The sequence below is a fragment of the Pseudomonas sp. G7(2022) genome, assembly GCF_052660475.1.
The window spans coordinates 4084765-4103563 of sequence record NZ_CP109659.1 but is presented as its reverse complement, the minus strand read 5'-3'; the positions used below and the strand labels follow the sequence as shown (position 1 = coordinate 4103563).

Genomic DNA, 18799 nt, shown 5'->3' with positions numbered 1-18799 from the left:
GGAACACGATGCTGGTCATCAGCACCTTTTGCCCGTCGATCACATAGAAGTAGGGTTCGATCACGCACGGCTTGAGCGTGGTGCGCGGGCAGGTGAACCAGGCGTTGGCAGCCTGGCCGCTGGGCCCGGTGCTGGTGTCGGCCATGTCGCTTTCCGGCAGGGCCATCGAGGTCACTTTGCCCGGGGTCGGCTGCGACCAGTACAGGGCGAAGCGGCCCTTGTCGTTGCTGCCTAATTCATTTTGCCCGGCGAATAGTTCGTCCTTGCCGTCCAGTGCGTTGGCTTCGAACACCAGCGACAGGCCGAGCAGTTCCGGGTTGGCCTGCAACGCGGATTTCACCTGACGGGTCATGTCTTCGCGCAAGTCGAAGGCATCGAGGAAGCGCTTCTCGGCCTGTTCGCGCAGGAACAGCACCTGACGCGAGAAGCCGTGGCCATATTGATAGGCGTCCATGAACTGCTGGCGAATGCCCGCTGCCTGAACTTCGCCCTGGGATTCGATGCGAGCCTGGGCCGATTCGGTGAGCATTTCCATGCTCGAAGCTTTCACCAGTTCGGAACTGTGCTCCATGCGATACAGTGAAAGACCCACCAACAGGGTCACGATACCGGCCAGGCAGAGCCCGGCGAGCAGGGTGATTTTCCATTGGATGGAAAGTTGTCTGAGCGACATGGAAACGTCCTTATTCGATAAATATCTGAGACTTTGCACTGTAACGGCCGCGTTTCGGCTTTCTTTATGGCGCAAATGCAATATGGCGAATTGACGCATGTTGTGGCGGATATGCCCTGTTCAGCGGCTTGATCATGGAAAGTTACACAGTGTTACGACCAGTCGCTTTGACACTGCGCCCGCGCTGCGGCACAGTGCGCGCCCTTCTAATAAGACCCTCTATGCAAATCCGCTGGCGACCCTCGTGGCTTGCCGGCCGGACTCATCCTGTCTGGCGGTGAATGGCTTTACCGTCGTGTTTTCGAGGTAGTGAAATGAATGCAGTGATTGCTGCGGTCGGCGTCATGCTGATCCTCAGCCTGTCCCGGGTGCATGTGGTGATCGCGTTGATCGTCGGTGCGCTGGTCGGTGGCCTGACCGGTGGTCTGGGTATCGACGCCACGCTCAAGGCTTTCAACAGTGGCCTGGGTGGCGGGGCGACGGTGGCGTTGTCCTACGCGTTGCTCGGCGCTTTCGCCGTGGCGATTGCCAAGTCCGGTCTGGCCCATGCGCTGGCCGACAAGGCCCTGGCGATGGTCGACCGTCAGCATGCGACCGGTGGCGGCAGCGTCAAATGGCTGCTGATCGGTCTGCTGTGGGTGGTGGCGATTGCTTCGCAGAACATCCTGCCGATTCACATTGCGTTCATTCCATTGCTGGTGCCGCCGCTTTTATATGTGCTGACCAAGCTGCAACTGGATCGTCGGCTGATCGCCTGCGTCATGACCTTCGGCCTGATTACGCCGTACATGTTCCTGCCAGTGGGCTTCGGCAATATTTTCCTCAACGAGATCCTGCTGGCCAACGTTGCCCGCAGTGGCGTTGACATCAGCGGCATCAACGTCACCCATGCCATGGGCATTCCGGCGCTGGGCATGCTGGTGGGGCTGGGCATTGCTTTTATCAGTTATCGCAAGAAGCGCGTCTATGACCTGGGGAAAATCGAGCAGGTCGAGCAGGTGGCGGTGCAGTACAACCCGCGAAGCCTGGTGATCGCCGGTGTCGCCATTGCCGCAGCCTTCATTATTCAGTTGCTGCTGGACTCGATGATTATCGGGGCGCTGGCCGGTTTCCTGATCTTCTCGGCGTCGGGCATCGTCAAATGGCGCGAGACGGATGACCTGTTCACCGAGGGCATGAAGATGATGGCGATGATCGGTTTCATCATGATCGCCGCCTCCGGTTTCGCCGAAGTGATGAAGGCCACCGGCGAGGTGCAGACGCTGGTCGAGTCTTCGGCGTCGTGGATCAATCACAGCAAGGGCATCGGTGCCTTGCTGATGCTGCTGGTCGGTCTTCTGGTGACCATGGGCATCGGCTCGTCGTTTTCCACGGTGCCGATCCTGGCGGCGATTTTCGTGCCGCTGTGCGTGCAACTGGGCTTCAGTCCGATTGCCATTGTCTGCATCGTCGGGACGGCCGGCGCGTTGGGCGATGCCGGTTCGCCCGCGTCTGACTCGACCCTGGGCCCGACCTCCGGCCTGAACATCGACGGTCAGCACCATCATATCTGGGACACCGTGGTCCCGACCTTCCTGCACTACAACCTGCCGTTGCTGGCGTTTGGCTGGGTGGCCGCGATGGTCCTGTAACACTACAAATCCCCCTGTGGGAGCCAGCCTGCTGGCGATGACGCCGGATCAGTCAGCACATTGGGCGGCTGATACATCGCTATCGCCAGCAGGCTGGCTCCCACAAGGTGCGGGTTAATCCGAAGCTCAACTTTTGCTTTCGCGTGCCGTTAACGCCTTTAACCACGCCAATAAAACCAAAAGAGTGAGCCCCCATGCGCCTGAGTCTCAAGGCTAAAGTCCTGTCCCTTGCCGTCCTTCCGGTCTTGCTCTTTGCGCTGGTCATCAGCCTGACCACGCTGTTCATCCTTCAGGAGCAGGCGCACAAGGAAGTCGAACAGACCCGCGAACGCCTGCTCGGTGACGCCAAGGCCACGCTGGCCAGCTATGTCGCCGTGGCCATGACCACCATCAAACCGCTCTACGCCGCCGCCGCCCCCGGTGACACCGACGCACGGGCGCAAGTCATCAAACTGCTGTCGGGCATCAAGTACGGCAAGGACGGCTACTTCTTCGGCTACGACTCCGAGACCGTGCGCCTGTTCAAGTCCACCGATCCCGAAGGCGTGGGCAAAAGCTTCAAGGACAACCGCGACCCGAACGGCGTCTACGTCAACCGCGACCTGGTGAAAGTGGCGAAGGACGGCACTCATTACCTGCAATACAGCTCGCCGCTGCCAGGCAATGCGCAAGTGTTGGTACCGAAACTCGGCTACACCGAATACCTGGCGAAGTGGGACATGGCGGTTGGTACGTCGGTCAACCTCGACGGCATCGAGGCGCAAGTGGCGCTGGTGCAGGCTCAGGTTCAGGAACGCATGCAAGGCGTGGTGCTGAGCATCGTTGGTGTGGCGGTGGTGGTGCTGCTGGTGATCGCGGCAGCGGGGCTGCTGCTGGCCAACACCATTCTGCGCCCGCTGACCCTGATGAAAGCCAACCTCGATGACATCGCGGCCGGCGAGGGCGACCTGACCCGGCGCCTGAGCATCACCAGCCAGGACGAACTCGGCGAACTGGCCGGCTCGTTCAACCGTTTCGTCGACAAGATCCACGGCCTGGTGCGGCAAATTACCGAGATGACCACACAACTGACCGGGCTGGTGACGCAGGTCTCGGATCAGGCTCACCGTTCCGATCAGGCCATGGAGCGTCAGCGCCATGAGACCGATCAGGTCGCCACGGCGATCAACGAGATGTCCGCTGCCGCCCAGGAAGTCGCCAAGAGCGCACAGAACGCCGCCGTCGCCGCGCAGCAGACCGACGAAGAAGGCCAGACCGCCAAGCGTGTGGTGGCCGGCAGCATCAAGCAGATTCATGCGCTGGTGGACGACATCCGCAGCAGTGGCGTGTCCCTCGATAGTCTGCAGCAGGATGTGTCGTCGATTGTCGGCGTGCTCGGGGTGATCCGCTCGATTGCCGAGCAGACCAACCTGCTGGCGCTCAACGCCGCAATTGAAGCGGCCCGGGCCGGCGAGGCCGGGCGCGGGTTTGCGGTGGTGGCGGACGAGGTGCGGGCGCTGGCGTCGCGCACGCAGATCAGCACTCAGGAAATTCAGGGGATGATTGATCGCTTGCAGGCGGGGACACAGTCGGCGGTGGAAGCGATGCGCCGTTCCAGCGAAGCGGGTGACGGTACATCGGCGCAGGCCAACCAGGCGGGGGCGTCGCTGGATGCGATGGCGGATCTGATTGCGACCATCAACTCGATGAACGCGCAGATTGCCAGTGCTGCCGAGGAGCAGACGGCGGTGGCCGAAGAGATCAACCGCAGCGTGCATCAGATTGCGGTGGCGGTGGATAACGTGGCGGATGAGACACAGTTGGGGGCGCAGACTTCGCGCAGTCTCGCGGAGTTGGGGCAGCGGCTTGGGAAGTTGGTGGGGCAGTTCCGGATCTGACCCCCAAAGGCCCCCTCACCCTAACCCTCTCCCGGAGGGAGAGGGGACTGACCGCAGTGTCTTGCGTCATACATCGACCTGAAAAATCGTGTCGATTATGGATTCACAGCCGATCGCTCATGTCGGCGTATCTCTCGAATTTCCCCCGTTCGGTTCCCTCTCCCTCCGGGAGTGTATGTACCGGAGACATGGTGGACAGGTGTTCGGAGACATGGTGGACACTTTTAAATAGACACATTGCTCATCGCGAAGGAGATGGCCTGTGTCTTGGGAAGAGGTGTCTACCGTGCAGCTACGTACAGAATTCGTGCTTTTGGCTCGGCAAGAAGGGGCCAATGTTCGGCAGCTTTGCCGTCGATTCAACATCAGCCCAAGCACTGCCTACAAATGGCTCAGCAGGTTTGAAAAATCAGGGGCCGAGGGGCTGAACAATCAGTCACGACGACCGAAGACGTCCCCCAAACGTTGTGCTGACGAGGTGGAGAAGCAGATTCTGACCGTGAGTCAGGAGTACGCGGCTTGGGGCGCTCGCAAGCTCAAACGCGTGCTGGAAGACAAAGGTTTAGCGATGCCTTCCGTCAGTACTGTGCATGCAGTTTTACAGCGTCATTCGCGCGTTGATCCAAAGGCTGCTGAGATCAAACCGTTTATCCGGTTCGAGCATGAAGCGCCCAACGATCTCTGGCAGATGGACTTCAAGGGCCATTTCAGCCTGAGTCAGGGGCGTTGCCATCCATTGACGATACTGGACGATCACTCGCGGTTTTCGATGTGTATCGCCGCGTGCGCCAATGAGCAGCGCGACACCGTCCAGGAGCATCTAATCCGGGTCTTTCGGCGTTACGGCTTGCCTTTGCGCATAACGATGGACAACGGTTCGCCCTGGGGTGACCAGACTGGGGTTTATACCGCGCTGGAAGTCTGGCTGATGGGTCAGGGCATCAAGGTAGGTCACTCCCGGCCTTATCATCCGCAGACCCAGGGAAAACTGGAGCGTTTCCACCGCAGCCTGAAGAGTGAAGTGCTGCAAGGTCGGCACTTCACGGACCTCAACAGCGCACAACAGGCATTTGATATCTGGCGTGATGTCTACAACCAGAAACGTCCTCATCAAGCGCTGGATATGCAGGTGCCGGCGACTCGCTACAGCAGCAGCCCTCGGGAGTATCAGGAGCAGCAAATGGCGCCGGAATACGCCGACGGAGATGTGGTCAGAAAGGTCCAGGTGAAGGGCGAGATTTACTGGAGGAACCGTGAATACTCAATCGGAAAAGCATTTCACGGGCTGTCGATAGCGATCAGGGAAACAGCGGAGGATGGCATCCACGATGTCTACTGGAGTAGACATCGTATCGCCCGAATCGACTTGAACTTGCAGATTGTTACGGCAGGTAAGAGGATCTAAAAACCGTCCACCATGTCTCCGAACATGTGTTCACCATGTCTCCGGTACATACAGGGAGAGGGCTAGGGTGAGGGGGCTTTTGATCTTCAGGGACGATCCCAATAAGGAACCTCCCCAAAACACTCAACAAAGAAATCAATCACCGTCCGCACCTTCACCGACAACCGCCGGCTCCCCGGCCACAGCACCGCAATCTGCTGCGGCTCCACACTGTTCGACACCTGATACTCCCCCAGCACCGGCACCAGCGTGCCTTCGCGCACGGCTTCACCAATCAGCCATGACGGAAACATCACCAGCCCCAGGCCTTGTTCGGCGGCCTGGGTCAGGGTGTCCGCATGGTTGCCAGTGATTGGACCTTTGACCGAATAGGGTGTCCATTCGCCCTGATCCTGCCGGAAGAACCAGCGCTGCTGGCCGGCCGCACCCTTGTAGGCCAGGCACTGGTGGTGGGCGAGGTCAGCGGGCTGCTGTGGCGTACCGAAACGCTCGAGATACGCCGGGCTGGCTGCGACCTGAAAGCGATGTGGCGCGAGGATCCGCGCCTGCATGCTCGAGTCGTGCAACGGGCCGATGCGAAACAGCAGGTCGGCGCCTTCCTGCAGCGGGTCGATGTAGTGGTCGGTTTGCTGGATGTCCAGTTGCAGCTTCGGATAGCGCTCGCACAAGCGGCCCAGCCATGGCGTCAGATGGCGCTGGCCGAACACCACCGGGGCGTTGATCCGCACCAGTCCGGTCGGTTCGCTTTGCTGTTCCTGCAGCGCCTGCTCGGCTTCCTCCAGTTGCACCAGCACCAGCCGCGCGTGGTGGCCGAGCATGCGCCCGGCCTCGGTCGGCGTGACCGCGCGGGTGTGGCGGTAGAGCAATTGCTGGTTCAGCGCCTGCTCCATCAACTGGATCTGCCGGGAAATCGAGGAGGGCGCCACGCCCTCGCGGCGGGCGACTTCGGAAAAACTGCCGTGATCGAGCACCGCCACAAACAGCCTGAGTGCCTTGAATCCCAGTTCGTTAAGCCCGTGCATTGTGTGTCCTGCTGTGCGAGTTGCGCAAAAGTGTTGTCCGGATGCTCCCATTTATCGCACAGCTGCACCAGCCGATAATCCGCGCCATCGTTTACTTGTACGGGTTTGGGTTATGCAGACGTTGGATGAGGTCAGTGTGGCGGCGCCGGTGAGCAAGCCGGGGTTGCGCCTGTTGTTGCTGCCGCTGGTGATTCTGGCCGGCATGGGCTTGTCGGTGGAGGCCGGGTTGCTTGGGCCGTTGGGTGAGCAGGTCGGTCACTTGTGGGCGACCTTGAGCATCTTCGGGGTCGGTTCGGCGATTCTGTTTTTGCTGTTGCTGTTTGCGGGACCACAGAAGGGCCCGGCACTGACCGATCTGCCGCGCTGGCAGTTGATCGGCGGATTTCTGGGGCCGATGTATGTGGTGGTGCTGACCCTGGCCACACCGCATATCGGGATTGCCATGACGATGATTGCGATTCTGTCGGGGCAGGTTGGCAAGAGTGTGCTGATCGACCATTTCGGCTGGTTCGGGGCTACGCGCAAGAAGGTCAACGGCGAACGCTGGCTGGCGTTGGGGTTGATTGTGGCGGCACTGGTTTTGATTGCGCGGGGTTGATGCGATGAGTCTGGTTATTTTGTTGGCGGTGGTGGTGTTGGCCGGTGCGGTGTTGAGTGTGCAGGCGGCGATCAATGGGCGTCTGGGTGAAACCGTTGGGGTGTTGCGCAGTAGTTTGTTGACGTTCGTGGTGGGGGCGGTTTCTACGGGGTTGTTGATTTTGTTTTTTGAGCCTGCTCAGGCGGTGAGTCTGCTTGAGGTGCCGAAGTGGCAGCTCAGTGGCGCTTTGTTTGGTGTGGTTTACATGATGGTGATGGTGGGGGCGGTGCCTCGGGTGGGGACTGCTGTGGCGACGGTGGCGGTGATTGTCGGGCAGTTGGGGATGGGGATGTTGATTGATAATTTTGGGTGGTTGGGGAATCCCGCTATTGAGTTGTCTTCGAGTCGGGTTTGGGCGATGGTTTGTTTGGGGCTGGCGCTGGTTTTCATGTATCGCAGTAGCGTGCGTCAGGCTGTTTGAACTTGGCGGCCTTTGGGCCGACCAGGCTCTTGTTCGTTTTGCGTGTATATCCGTTTCTTCGGGGGTTGCGGCTGGCGGTTTCGCTCTTACAGCGAGTCACTTTGGCAAACGCCCCAAAGTAACCAAAGGTCTTGGGCCCTGACGTACGGCCCTCGCTGTGGCTCGGGTTCCTTCGCTCCGGGATTGATCTGGGGGCATCGCCTACGGTTTGCTTCGCTGCACCTCCTCTCGATGCATGCGGCTGCGCCGCACGGTCGCTGCGCTCCCACCCCCGGATCAATCCCTCCACTCAGCCTGCCGACGGGCCTTGAGATCAAAAGCTTTACTCGAGCTAACGCTCATCGTGGTGAGTGGTGGGGGGATGGTTGAAGGGGGAGTGGTGAGTTGTGAGTGGTTTGGTTGTTGGGTTGTTTTCACCTTCTACACTGGTAGCACGGCTTGTTCCTTCAGCCTCAGACAACCACCACCAAAGGAGTCTGTTCCATGGCCGATAGAAAATGCGATTGCCCGGGATGTAGCTGCAAGATCAAGGAAGGTGAGCATTCCTATGTGGCGCACGGCAAGCACTATTGCTGTGAGGCCTGCGCTCATCACCACAAGGGCGGTGAGGAGTGCTCTGGCAAGGGTTGCCATTGCGCGCACCCGAAATAACGCACTGCATGAAAAAGTGGAGCCTAGTCAGGCTCCACTTCCAGTTTCAGGCTGTCGTCGTCCAGGCGTTCGGTGTGGCGGACGTTGCCTTGCAGGCGGCGGCCTTCGACGTTGACGACGATGGTCTTGGCCTTTTCAAGGTCTTCCGGCAAGGGGGCCGGGACGCGCAGGGCGAAGCGGAAGGGATCGTTTTCGACCGGTTCCAGGCCAACCGGGCAGTCGACGCTTTTGGTGATGCGGCCGAAGAGGGTGTCCAGGCCGTAGTCCAGGTGCGCCGGGCTGTTGATGGTTGTCATGTGTGTTCCCCCGAAATAGTCCCCACCTGCGCCAAAGCTTAGCTTGCCGGTCGCCAGGTGACGTTTTCCACGCCGAATTTTTCCGCCATCGGCTTGCTGGTCTTTTGCACTTTCTCCCGGCCGAAACGCGGGATGCGACCCACCCCTGCGTCGCAGCTTGCCCAGTGCCACGCCTCGGTGTTGTCCATTTTGTCCGAGCGGATAATGAACGACTTTGGCGTGCCGTGAAGGGTGTAATCGATGACGTACAGTTTTGCGTTGTTCATAAAGCCCATCTTCCTCCCTGTGGTAATAGAAGGATCGCTGGGCTGCGGGAAAATTCACTCGGATTGTCCGACGGTATCTATCAATGGCGAGCGAGGGGGCGCACTGGTTACCATGGCGCTCTCGTCAATCCCGATGAATGTTCGCCATGGCCCTCGCTGCGCCCCCCGATCTGAGTGATACCGATGTGCCGGTGCAGCCGCTGGCGCGTACGTATCCGCGTGGGTTGTTCATCGAGCCCCATGAGCACGTCTGGGGGCAGTTGCTGTATGCGATGAGCGGGGTGATGTGGGTCGAGACGCCGCACGAGGCGTTGGTGGTGCCGCCGCAGCGGGCGGTGTGGTTGCCGCCGGGCGTACCCCACGGGATTCGCGTGGTGTCGGATTTGCAGATGCGCAATATCTACCTGCGCCCGGCGCTGGCGGCGACGCTGGATGAGACGGTGCAGGTGATCGAGGTCGGTGGGCTGCTGCGCGAGTTGATTGTCGGGCTGGTGGCGCAGGGCGACAGCGGTGATGCCGAGTATTACGAGGCGCTGGTCGGGCTGGCGTTGCTGGAACTGAAACGCGCAAGGCGTTCACAGTTGAAGATTCCGCTGCCGGACGATGCCGACCGGCGGCTGATGAGTCTGTGCCAGGCGGTGATGGCGGCGCCGTCGCTGGATATTCCCTTTGAGCAGCACGCCGAAAACGCCGGGGCCAGTGTGCGTACCCTCGCACGTCTGTTCAAGGAAGGCCTGGGCATGGGCTTCGCCGAGTGGCGGCGTCAGGTGCAATTGGCGACGGCGGTGGCGGAGTTGATTCAGGGCGTGCCGGTCAGCGCGATAGCCCGTGAGCTGGGTTATTCGCCGAGCAGTTTCAGCGACATGTTCCGTCGTGAACTGGGCGTGGCGCCTTCGCAGTTCAGTGCCGGTCAGCTTCCAGGCTGATTTGGCCGAAATTCAGAAGTCCTTGGCCGGTATCGGTCTTAGCCTTTCCCTAGACTTTGCCCATTCTCTTTATGTGGCGGAGTGATCCCATGAACTACCTGATTTCCCTGGGCATCGGGCTGGGCGTCGGCCTGTTGTATGGCGCGCTGGATTTCCGTTCCCCGGCACCACCGGCCATCGCGCTGGTCGGCCTGTTGGGCATGCTGGCGGGCGAGCAGTTGTGGCCGTTGGGCCGGCAACTGGTCAGCGGCTGGTTGTCCTGAGAATCCCTTTTCATTCGGTGGAGATATCCATGAAAGCACTGCAATTCGATAAGACCGGCGATCTTTCCTCCCTGCGCTTCGTCGAGGTGCCGACGCCGATGCCGGGCGCCGGCGAGGTGCTGGTGCAGATCAAGGCTGCGGGCCTCAATCCCAGCGACGTGAAGAACGTGCTCGGGCGTTTTCCGTACACCACGCTGCCGCGTATTCCCGGTCGGGACTTTGCCGGGGTGGTGGTCGAAGGTCCGCAGGCGCTGATCGGTCAGGAGGTCTGGGGCACCGGGCGCGAGCTGGGCTTTTTCGCCGATGGCTCCCATGCGCAGTTCGTCAAACTGCCGGCCAACGGCGTGGCGCACAAACCTTCGCATTTGAGTTTCACCCAGGCCGCGAGCCTCGGGGTGCCTTACACCACGGCGTGGGATGCGCTGGAACGCAGTCTGGTCAGCGCTGAAACCCGTTTGCTGGTGATCGGCGGCGGGGCGGTGGCGACGGCGGCACTGGCGCTGGCCAAAGTGCGCGGCGCGCAGTTGCTGGCAGCGGCGCGGCGGCCGGAGCAGGTCAAGGATTTGCAGGCGCAGGGTTATCAGACAATTCAGCTGGATAAACCCGAGGATCTGGGCGCGCAGGTCAACGCGGTGTATCGCGGCGGCGCCGATGTGATTTTCGACACCACTGGCTTCTGGCTGCCGGCCTCGGTCGCGGCGCTGGCGACCTTCGGGCGGATCGCGATCATCGCTGCGCCGGTGGACGGGCATGTTCAACTGCCAGCGCTGGCCCTGTATCGCAAGGGCGGCTCCGTGGTCGGCATCAACTCGTTGCTGTACGGCGTTGAAGCCTGCGCGGCGATGCTCGAGCAGTTCGGCCGGTTCTTCGACGAAGACCTGCTGCCGCTGCCGCAAGGGCTTGTCGAAGCGCCGCTGGCCGAAGGGCTGGCGCGGTATGCCGATGTGAATCAGGGCAGTGGCGACAAATTTATTCTTATCCCCTGACGGTCTCTGTTCTTCATGACATCCCAAAACCGTGGGAGCGAGTTCGCTCCCACGGTTTTTTGGGGTCTCAGGATTGCGGGACGCCGTTCTCCCATGCCGACCAGTTTTTCAGGATGTCCTGCACCAGCGGATGACCCGCGCGGTAGAGGTTTTCCAGTGCCGGCACGAATCCGCCCTGATCGGCGTACTTGAGCAGGTTGTCCACTTCGCTGCCGCCCGGCGCCGGGCGGTCGAAGTCGGAGCCGGCGCGCACCACGGCCAGGCGCTGCACGTCCACCAGGCCCTCGCGGCTGGCGCGCAGCAAGGCTTCGTAGGTGGAGTTGTCTTCCTGTTGGGTGGTGCAGTATTCGCCCTTGTTATCGGTCAGCAGTTTGGTCCAGACCTCGGCGCGTTCGCTCAGACGCGTGCCGGAGAACCAGGTGTTGCCCGCCAGCGTGTCGCAACGGGTGACCACGGGGGGCTGATTGGCCGGCGCTGCCGGGTATTTCTGGCGCCACGCGGCCGATTCCTTGCTCTCGCTCAGTTCGACCTTGTGGCTCAGGGCGAAGGCCTTGGCCTGCAGTTTCGGGTTGAGTTCGAAGACTTCGGTCTTGTAGTCCAGCGGCGGTTTTTCGTTCGGGCCTTTCGTGTTGATGCCGAGGTAACCGGTCGGCCAACTTGAGGGCGCATCGCGCGAATCCAGCTCCCACTGGGTGCCGAACTCGACCAGGTAATGGGCCCAGGCGGCGGTGCCGATGGTCCCGTGTTTGGGGCTGATGCCGGCAATCCCGGCAATCAGGAAGTAGCTTTTGCGCAGGTCGAATTTCGGCGACAGCGCCAGTGCCAGGGTCGAGGCGGCGGCGTTGGTCTGGCCCATGCCGGTGGTCATCAGGCACACCTGCTGCGTGTTGCAGCGAATGGTCGGGTATTCGGCCGACAGGCCCGGCACGCGGATTTCCTGCTTGAGCTCGAGGCGATCGATCCAGTGCTGCGCCTCCGGGGCGAACATGGTGATCAGCACCACTTTCGGTTGAATCGGCGCCTCGCCCGACCAAGCGTTGGAAGAGAGCAGGGCCGCAGCGGCCAGTGATACACGCGTCATTGCTTTCATGATGGCTCCTGGATTCAGAACTGATAACCGATGCCGGCGTAGTAACCCCAGCCATTGGAACGTGCGCGGAAATTGCCGTCGCCAAAATTCAGCTCGCTGCCGTCCTCCCAGTTGCCGCCGTTGTGGAAGTAGCGGCCGACCAGGGTGAAACGCAGGTGGGTGAACGAGTACAGCAACACATTGGTCGCCACCGTGGCATTGGCGGTGCGCGCCGGGTTGTCCTTGTGCAGGTCCGAACCGAAATCGAAGTTGGTGAAGCCGATGTAGGTCAGCGAGGCGCCGTTGCTGAATTTGTCGATCGGCACGATGTACTTCAGCTGCGCGCGGTAGCCGTCCCACGAATATTCGTTGCTGGCGCCGTAGTTTTCCCACTGGTAGCGCCCGTACAGGTTGGCCGACAGGTTGACCCGCGAGTGGGTGTCGATGTCGGTACCCAAACCGCTGTACAGCGTGTTGGCGCGGTTTTCCTTGCGGCTGCCGTGGTCGTAGATCCAGTCGAACGCCACGTACCATTCCTTGAACGGCCCGATGGCCAGGCTGCGGCCGGCGAGGTAGTCGATGGAGATGCGCGGTTCGTGCTCCATGAACACCGGCGAGCCGTGATCCCACACGCCTTTGTCGTGGCTGTTGCCGATGTTGAAGATCTTCGGAATGTCGATGTAGCCGTACAGCTCGAACGGACCCTTGCGCCCGAAGTACTCGTATTCCAGGTAAATATCATCGGCCGGCTGCGGGCCGAAGCTGATGTCCTTGCTGCCGATCAGCATCAGGTCCTGGTTGTACCAGTCCGACAGGTACGCGCCTTTTTTCGGCGGACTGGCTTCGGGGCTGAGGGCTTCGCCCTGGGCGGATTCCTCAGGCAGGGCAGGCTGCGCCAGCGTGGTCTGACTGAGAACTCCGGTAACGCCGGTCAGTAGCAGGGAAACAGCAAAGGTGCGCACACCGCGACGGCGGTGGCAGGAAGAAACGTGCATTCAAAGTCCTTTTTGCGGATCAAGGCCCGGAGCGGCGGGCCTGTACGGGTGTGTTACGAAAGTGGCGGCATTGACGCTTCGCAAACGTTTGCACAAGCCGTACCAATTATCAAAGTTGAAAACTGAAAAAGTTCGCAATGGCTTTGATTTTTGAAAGTGGGGTATCGCTTGGATTCGGATGGGAAACTGTTGCTGAATGTTAGAGATCTGCTTGATTAGTCTGTCGAATCTGCCTACTTTCGCACGCCTCGAAGGACGAAATTGACCACATAGGGAGTTGTTTGTGGAAGCAAGGTTTGGTGTTGGCCTCGGATCACGTATTTCCCCCCTTTCTCTTGCTGTTCACCTGAGCGTCGTCGGACTCCTGTTTGGCGGTTTCAGCGCACCGGCGTTCGCCAGTTGCGCAACCGTCGGCTCGTCCGTGACGTGCACCGGTGTGCCGACCTTGCCGCTGCTCCTCAACACCTACGCCAGTGCTGCCAACGGTCTGACGGTAAATGTCGATGCTGGCGCAGCGATGAATGCCGTTCCGGGAGGCTCCGCGATAGCCCTGACGGGAAGCAACGTCACGCTGAACAACTCCGGCACCATCGACCCGGCGTACACCGGCCCCATGTCGCAATTGAGCGGTGCTCTGTTGCTGGGGGCGAGTGGCGCGCCAGGCGTGATCAACGTGCTCAACAATGCCGGCGGTATCCTCCGTGGCACCGGCATGGTGCAGGGGCCGAACCTGACTGATCTCGGTGGCCTGGCGATCAATGTCGTCAACCCGGCGGGCGGCGTCACCCGAATTATCAATAACGGCACCATTACCTCAACCGGAGTCCAGCCCGGCATTCCTCTGGCCGATACTCCCGTGGTCGCGGTACACGGTGGTGGTTCCCAGGTGAACATGGTCAACGGCGCCACAGGCCAGATTACCGGGCGGGTGGCGTTCGAATCGTCGGCGGGTGGCAACGCATTCACCAACGCCGGCAGCATCAATGGCAGTGTTTCGCTGGGTGCGAACAGTCACAACACCTTCACTGCGGTGACCGGCTCCAGCGTTGGAATCGGTGATGGCGTGCAGAGTGGTGCCGGGCTCGGCGGCATGGCAGGCGTCAATCTGACCTTTGCCCCCACCGGGCAGATCGACGGCGGCGCAGGTGGCACCAACAACCTGATTCTGCAGAACACGGCCGGTGTCGGCGGCGGCACCAGCGGTGTCGGCACGGCATCGAGCGCCACCTACGTCAACTTCGACAACCTGACCGTCAACAGCGGCAACTGGACCTTGGAGGGGGCATTGGTCAGCGGCAGCACCACCCTCAATGGCGGTATTGCCCGGTTCAATGACAACGCCACGTTCGGTAACGGTGTCCTGACTTCCAACGGCGGAACTATCGAGGCCGGCAATGCCGGGTTGACACTGACCAACGAGATCAGCCTCGGGGCCGACGGCCTGACCGTGCAGGGCAGCAACGACATAATCTTGAGCGGGATGATATCCGGCAGCGGCGGTCTGACCAAGACCGGCTCTGGCAATCTGACGCTCGGGGCTCTGTACAACATCTTCAAAGGTCCTTTGAATATCGTTTCCGGCAACGTCTACACGCATGACGGCGGCGCGGTCGGCAGCTATCCCATCGTCAACCTCAGTGCCGGCACCAATCTCTACGTTGAACGCAATCTCTCTCTCGGCGGGCTGAATGGCGCCGGTAACGTGTACGTGTCGGGCTACGGCAGCCTTTACGTGGGCAATGACGTCAGCAATACCTTTGACGGCGAGATCCATACGTCTCGCTTGATCAAAGATGGCACCGGTACCCTGACGCTCACCGGTAACAACGACTTTCATAATGGTTCAAGCATTGTCGATGGCGGTACCTTGAACGTCGGCGGATTGCTGAACAGCTCGGTTGACGTCAAAAGCGGCGCCATCCTGACCGGCAGTGGTTCGATTCAGCAACAGGTGCACATCGACGACGGCGGACACCTGGCATTGTCCTCAGGCACCACGATGTCCGTAGGCCGACTGATCCTCGATTCCGACAGTAATGTCGATGTGCGCCTTGCAACTCCATCGAGCACGCCGGTGTTGAACATCGGCGGCAACCTGACCCTCGACGGCAACCTCAATGTCAGAGACGCCGGTGGTTTCGGCGTCGGTGTCTATCGCTTGTTCAACTACACCGGCACGCTGACCGACAATGGCCTGACCGTGACCGACGTACCCTTGGGTTACCGTCTCGGCGACATGGTGGTGCAGGCGCTGAGTAACCAGATCAATCTGGTGGTCGCGGCACCGAACAGCAACCTGCGCTTCTGGGACGGCAGCCAGACCATCGCCAATGGAACGGTGGACGGTGGCAGTGGCACGTGGAGCGCCGGCGGCACGAACTGGACCCGTTCCAACGGCACGCTCAATCAGTCCTGGGGTGACGACTTCGGCATCTTTCAGGGCGCGGCCGGCACGGTGTCCGTCAATGGCACACAACCGTTCGCCGGTCTGCAATTTCTCACCGATGGCTACAACCTGGTGAACGGCACAGCGGGGCAACTGACCGCTGTCAACGGCTTCAGTGGCACTACGGTGATGCGGGTCGATCCGGGGGTGACCGCAACGATTGGTGTGAACATCAACGGCAGTGGCATTCTCAATAAAGTCGACAGCGGTACGCTGGTACTCAACGGCGACAACAGTTATTCCGGTGGAACCCGACTGGATGGCGGCACGCTGGTGGTCGGCAGCAACACGGCGCTGGGCAGCGGCGCACTGGTCGCCAATGCGGACACGCAACTGGAGAGCAACAAGGCCGTCGCGCTGGACAACGCGATCACTCTCAACAGCAACCTCACAGTGGGCGGCAATCACGACCTTGCGCTCAACGGCGTTATCAGTGGCACAGGCGGGCTGACCAAGAATGGCGCCTCCGTCCTGACGCTCGCCGGCAATAACAACTTCCTTGGGCCGGTGACGTTGAATGCCGGTGGCCTGCTTCTGGCCTCGAACACGGCGCTGGGTTCCGGCGCCCTGAAAGTGGCGAATGACGCCACGCTGGAAACGACGGGTGGCTTGAATATCGGCAATACGATGTACCTCACAGGCGACCTGCACCTGCTTGGCAATAACGATCTGACGTTGAGCGGTATGATCCTTGGCGAGGGTGGCCTGATCAAGGACGGTACAGGCAACCTGACGTTGATCGGAAGTAACAGCTCCTTCCGTGGAACGGTGTTGAATGGCGGGACACTGACTCTGCAAGACTATCGCTCTACGGGCCCAGGGCCTATCGTTGTCAACGGCGCATCGGTTCTCACCGCTATTGATCGGGTCGAGCTTACCAACCGCCTGGTGCTCAACGCTGACCTGACGCTCCCCGGCGACGTACCGACATTTCTGCGCGACGTCAGCGGCAGCGGTCGGCTGATCAAAAACGGTTCGTCCAGACTGAGCATCGTTGAGGCCAGAAACTGGACCGGTGGCCTCACGTTGAATGGCGGCTCGCTGAGCGCATTTTCCGGTGCTTTGGGCACTGGCAAGCTGATCGTAGGCGGTGATTCGAGTCTTGAATCGGGTAATCCGACGACTTTTGACAACGACATCGACCTCAACGCCAACCTGACGGTGACTCGCAGTCAATATCTGACCTACGGTATGGTCTTCAACGGAGTGATTGCCGGCACCGGCACGTTGACCCATCTGAGCAAAGTTGATCTGAAACTGACGGGCGCCAACACGTTCAGTGGTCTCCTGGATTTCCGGGCCGGCAGCCTGACAACCGTCGGCGACTCGGCACTGGGCAACGGCGCCAGTCTCAACCTTGAAGCGCCTGCGACGCTCAATCTGGGTGGCTCGGCGAATCTGGCCAGACTGACCGGCTCCGGCACTGCATTGATCGGCGCTGGCCACACCTTGAGCATCGGCAGCAACGACGCCAGCAGCGCCTTCAACGGTCGCCTCGGCGGAGCCGGTGCGCTGGCCAAACGCGGTACCGGGACCTTCCTGTTGACCGGCGATCAGCCGTTCAACGGCGCGGTCTCGGTGGATCAAGGCATGCTGCAGGTCGGCAGCCGCGCGGCGCGGGGCTCCCTGGGCGGGCAAGTGAGCGTGGCCAATGGCGCAATCTTGAGCGGTAACGGCAGTGTCGGTTCGGTGGTCAACCACGGTGTGCTGGTTTCGGGTGCCGAGGCCGGCACCCTGAGCGTGGCCGGCAACCTGACCAACGCCGCCGACGGCGTGTTGGCCCTGACCGTCAGTTCGCCGACCGCTACACCTCTGGCCGTTGGTGGTACAGCGGCGCTGGGTGGAAGCCTGCAAGTGAACAGCCTGACGCCGTTCACCGGCAACACGGTGTATTCGCTGATCACTGCCGGCGGTGGAGTGACTGGCACCTTTAGCGCGGCCGATCTGCCGCAGTACACGTTCCTCAATACAGCGCTGGTGTATGACGCCAACGCAGTGAATCTGGTGGTCAGCCGTAACGACACCTCGTTCGCTGACGCTGCGACTACCGGGAACCAGCGCAACACGGCCTCGGCGTTGACGCGCAATGGCCCGGCGGGCGCGGCGTTGCAGAACGAAATCGCCAACCTCAACGTGGCAGGTGCTCGGCAGGCCTTCGACAATCTGTCCGGGGAGATCCATGCGAGCACCGCCAGTGCGGTTCTCGAGGATTCGCGTTTCCTGCGTGAAGCGGTCAATGACCGTATGCGCCAGCCAACCTGCAGCGCTGCGGATGATCCACGCCGTACGCTGGCCCCGAGCGATACCCAATTGAGCAGCAACGGCTGTCACGGTGAAATGGTCGGCTGGGCCCGTGCCATTGGCGCATGGGGCGATATGGGCGGCGACAGCAACACGGCCAGTGTCGATCGTAGCCTCAGCGGTTTCATGCTCGGCACCGACAAGCAACTGGACGAGCAATGGCGCGCCGGTATGGCGGCCGGCTACACCCGCAGCAATCTCAATGCCCATGATCGAAACTCCGATGCCAAGGTCGACAGCTACCACCTGGCGACTTACCTGAATTCGCAGTTCGATGCCCTGGCAGTGCGACTTGGCGCCGCCTACAGCTGGCACCGTCTCGACACCAAACGTGAAGTCAACGTCGGCAGTTACAATGACCGCTTGAAGGCTCGCTACGATGCCCGCAGTGCCCAGGTGTTCGGTGAAGTGGGTTACGCCATCAATGCGGCAGGTGTGGCCATCGAACCGTTCGCCGGTCTGGCTTACGTCAACTACGACAGCGACACCGCCAGGGAAAAAGGTGGAATGGGGCGGCTGAAGGGCGATGCCGATCAGGACATCACCTATTCGACCCTCGGTGTGCGTATCGGCAAGTTGGTGACACTGGCCAACGGCAGTCAACTGACCCCGCGAGCGGCCATCGGCTGGCGGCATGCCTATGGCGATACCCAGCCTGATGCCGACCTGACCTTCATCGACGGCGGCGCTTCGTTCAGCACCCAGGGCGCGCCGATTGCCAGAGACAGCGCGCTGCTCGAGGCCGGTGTGGACTTCCAGATCACCCCGACCGGCAAACTCGGCATCGGCTACTCGGGCCAGGTGTCCAGCGACAGCCACGACAGCGCGATGAGCATCAGCTTCAGCCAAAGCTTCTGATCGTTGCCGAAGCACTCAGACCGCCCGCCAGGGCGGTTTTTTGTTTCCGGGGGCAGAACGCGAAAGCGTTGAAGAT

The 18799-nt window shown here is 60.9% G+C and carries 15 protein-coding genes and 1 pseudogene; 11 read left to right on the top strand and 5 right to left on the bottom strand.

Features of this window, described 5'->3' with window-relative positions; genetic code table 11:
• Window positions 1–987: 987 nt before the first annotated feature.
• From NE357_RS18565 to NE357_RS18550, 4 genes and pseudogenes are all read left to right on the top strand, one after another.
• On the top strand, window positions 988–2304 hold the full coding sequence (locus NE357_RS18565) for a Na+/H+ antiporter family protein (protein WP_169431086.1): 1317 nt from the start codon (window positions 988–990) through the stop codon (window positions 2302–2304).
• A gap of 194 nt (window positions 2305–2498) precedes the next feature.
• Window positions 2499–3275: pseudogene (locus tag NE357_RS18560) on the top strand (cache domain-containing protein); the annotation flags it as partial.
• 84 nt (window positions 3276–3359) lie between these two features.
• Window positions 3360–4181 (top strand): methyl-accepting chemotaxis protein, encoded by an 822-nt coding sequence (locus NE357_RS18555; RefSeq protein WP_423815209.1) that lies wholly within the window; start codon window positions 3360–3362, stop codon window positions 4179–4181.
• A gap of 262 nt (window positions 4182–4443) precedes the next feature.
• The gene (locus tag NE357_RS18550) at window positions 4444–5586 is read left to right on the top strand and encodes an IS481 family transposase (protein ID WP_445576624.1); all 1143 of its coding nucleotides are present in this window, start codon (window positions 4444–4446) and stop codon (window positions 5584–5586) included.
• An 86-nt stretch (window positions 5587–5672) separates the two neighbouring features.
• On the opposite strand, the gene NE357_RS18545 is transcribed toward NE357_RS18550, so the two are convergent.
• Window positions 5673–6608 (bottom strand): LysR family transcriptional regulator, encoded by a 936-nt coding sequence (locus NE357_RS18545; protein ID WP_169431084.1) that lies wholly within the window; start codon window positions 6606–6608, stop codon window positions 5673–5675.
• Window positions 6609–6720: 112 nt separating this feature from the next.
• Here NE357_RS18545 and NE357_RS18540 point away from each other — a divergent pair, with 112 nt between their 5' ends.
• The 3 genes from NE357_RS18540 (at window position 6721) to NE357_RS18530 (ending at window position 8317) form a co-directional block, all read left to right on the top strand.
• Window positions 6721–7206: a DMT family transporter gene (locus tag NE357_RS18540; protein ID WP_169431083.1), complete on the top strand. Its 486-nt coding sequence runs from the start codon at window positions 6721–6723 to the stop codon at window positions 7204–7206.
• Between the two features lie 4 nt (window positions 7207–7210).
• Entirely contained in the window at window positions 7211–7666 is a 456-nt protein-coding gene (locus NE357_RS18535; RefSeq protein ID WP_169431082.1) for a DMT family transporter, read from the top strand.
• A gap of 483 nt (window positions 7667–8149) precedes the next feature.
• Window positions 8150–8317, top strand: a complete 168-nt coding sequence (locus NE357_RS18530; RefSeq protein WP_085686659.1) for a metallothionein — start codon at window positions 8150–8152, stop codon at window positions 8315–8317.
• Window positions 8318–8340: 23 nt separating this feature from the next.
• Here the strand turns inward: NE357_RS18530 and NE357_RS18525 are convergent, their stop codons facing one another.
• Both NE357_RS18525 and NE357_RS18520 read right to left on the bottom strand, forming a co-directional pair.
• The gene (locus tag NE357_RS18525) at window positions 8341–8613 is read right to left on the bottom strand and encodes a hypothetical protein (protein WP_169431081.1); all 273 of its coding nucleotides are present in this window, start codon (window positions 8611–8613) and stop codon (window positions 8341–8343) included.
• Between the two features lie 38 nt (window positions 8614–8651).
• Window positions 8652–8879: a DUF6555 family protein gene (locus NE357_RS18520; RefSeq protein WP_064597962.1), complete on the bottom strand. Its 228-nt coding sequence runs from the start codon at window positions 8877–8879 to the stop codon at window positions 8652–8654.
• Window positions 8880–9025: 146 nt separating this feature from the next.
• Here NE357_RS18520 and NE357_RS18515 point away from each other — a divergent pair, with 146 nt between their 5' ends.
• From NE357_RS18515 to NE357_RS18505, 3 genes are all read left to right on the top strand, one after another.
• Window positions 9026–9805, top strand: coding sequence for an AraC family transcriptional regulator (locus NE357_RS18515; protein ID WP_169431080.1), 780 nt, complete (start codon window positions 9026–9028; stop codon window positions 9803–9805).
• A gap of 89 nt (window positions 9806–9894) precedes the next feature.
• Window positions 9895–10068 carry a DUF1427 family protein gene (locus NE357_RS18510; RefSeq protein WP_085712525.1) on the top strand — a complete coding sequence of 58 codons (174 nt, stop codon included), beginning with the start codon at window positions 9895–9897 and terminating at the stop codon, window positions 10066–10068.
• A 29-nt stretch (window positions 10069–10097) separates the two neighbouring features.
• Window positions 10098–11054, top strand: coding sequence for a quinone oxidoreductase family protein (locus NE357_RS18505; protein ID WP_169431079.1), 957 nt, complete (start codon window positions 10098–10100; stop codon window positions 11052–11054).
• 67 nt (window positions 11055–11121) lie between these two features.
• Here NE357_RS18505 and NE357_RS18500 read toward each other — a convergent pair whose 3' ends face one another.
• Window positions 11122–12144, bottom strand: a complete 1023-nt coding sequence (locus tag NE357_RS18500) for a purine-nucleoside phosphorylase (RefSeq protein WP_169431078.1) — start codon at window positions 12142–12144, stop codon at window positions 11122–11124.
• Between the two features lie 14 nt (window positions 12145–12158).
• The gene (locus NE357_RS18495) at window positions 12159–13118 is read right to left on the bottom strand and encodes a nucleoside-specific channel-forming protein Tsx (protein ID WP_169431077.1); all 960 of its coding nucleotides are present in this window, start codon (window positions 13116–13118) and stop codon (window positions 12159–12161) included.
• Between the two features lie 283 nt (window positions 13119–13401).
• Here NE357_RS18495 and NE357_RS18490 point away from each other — a divergent pair, with 283 nt between their 5' ends.
• Window positions 13402–18723 (top strand): autotransporter domain-containing protein, encoded by a 5322-nt coding sequence (locus NE357_RS18490; protein ID WP_169431076.1) that lies wholly within the window; start codon window positions 13402–13404, stop codon window positions 18721–18723.
• Window positions 18724–18799 lie beyond the last annotated feature (76 nt).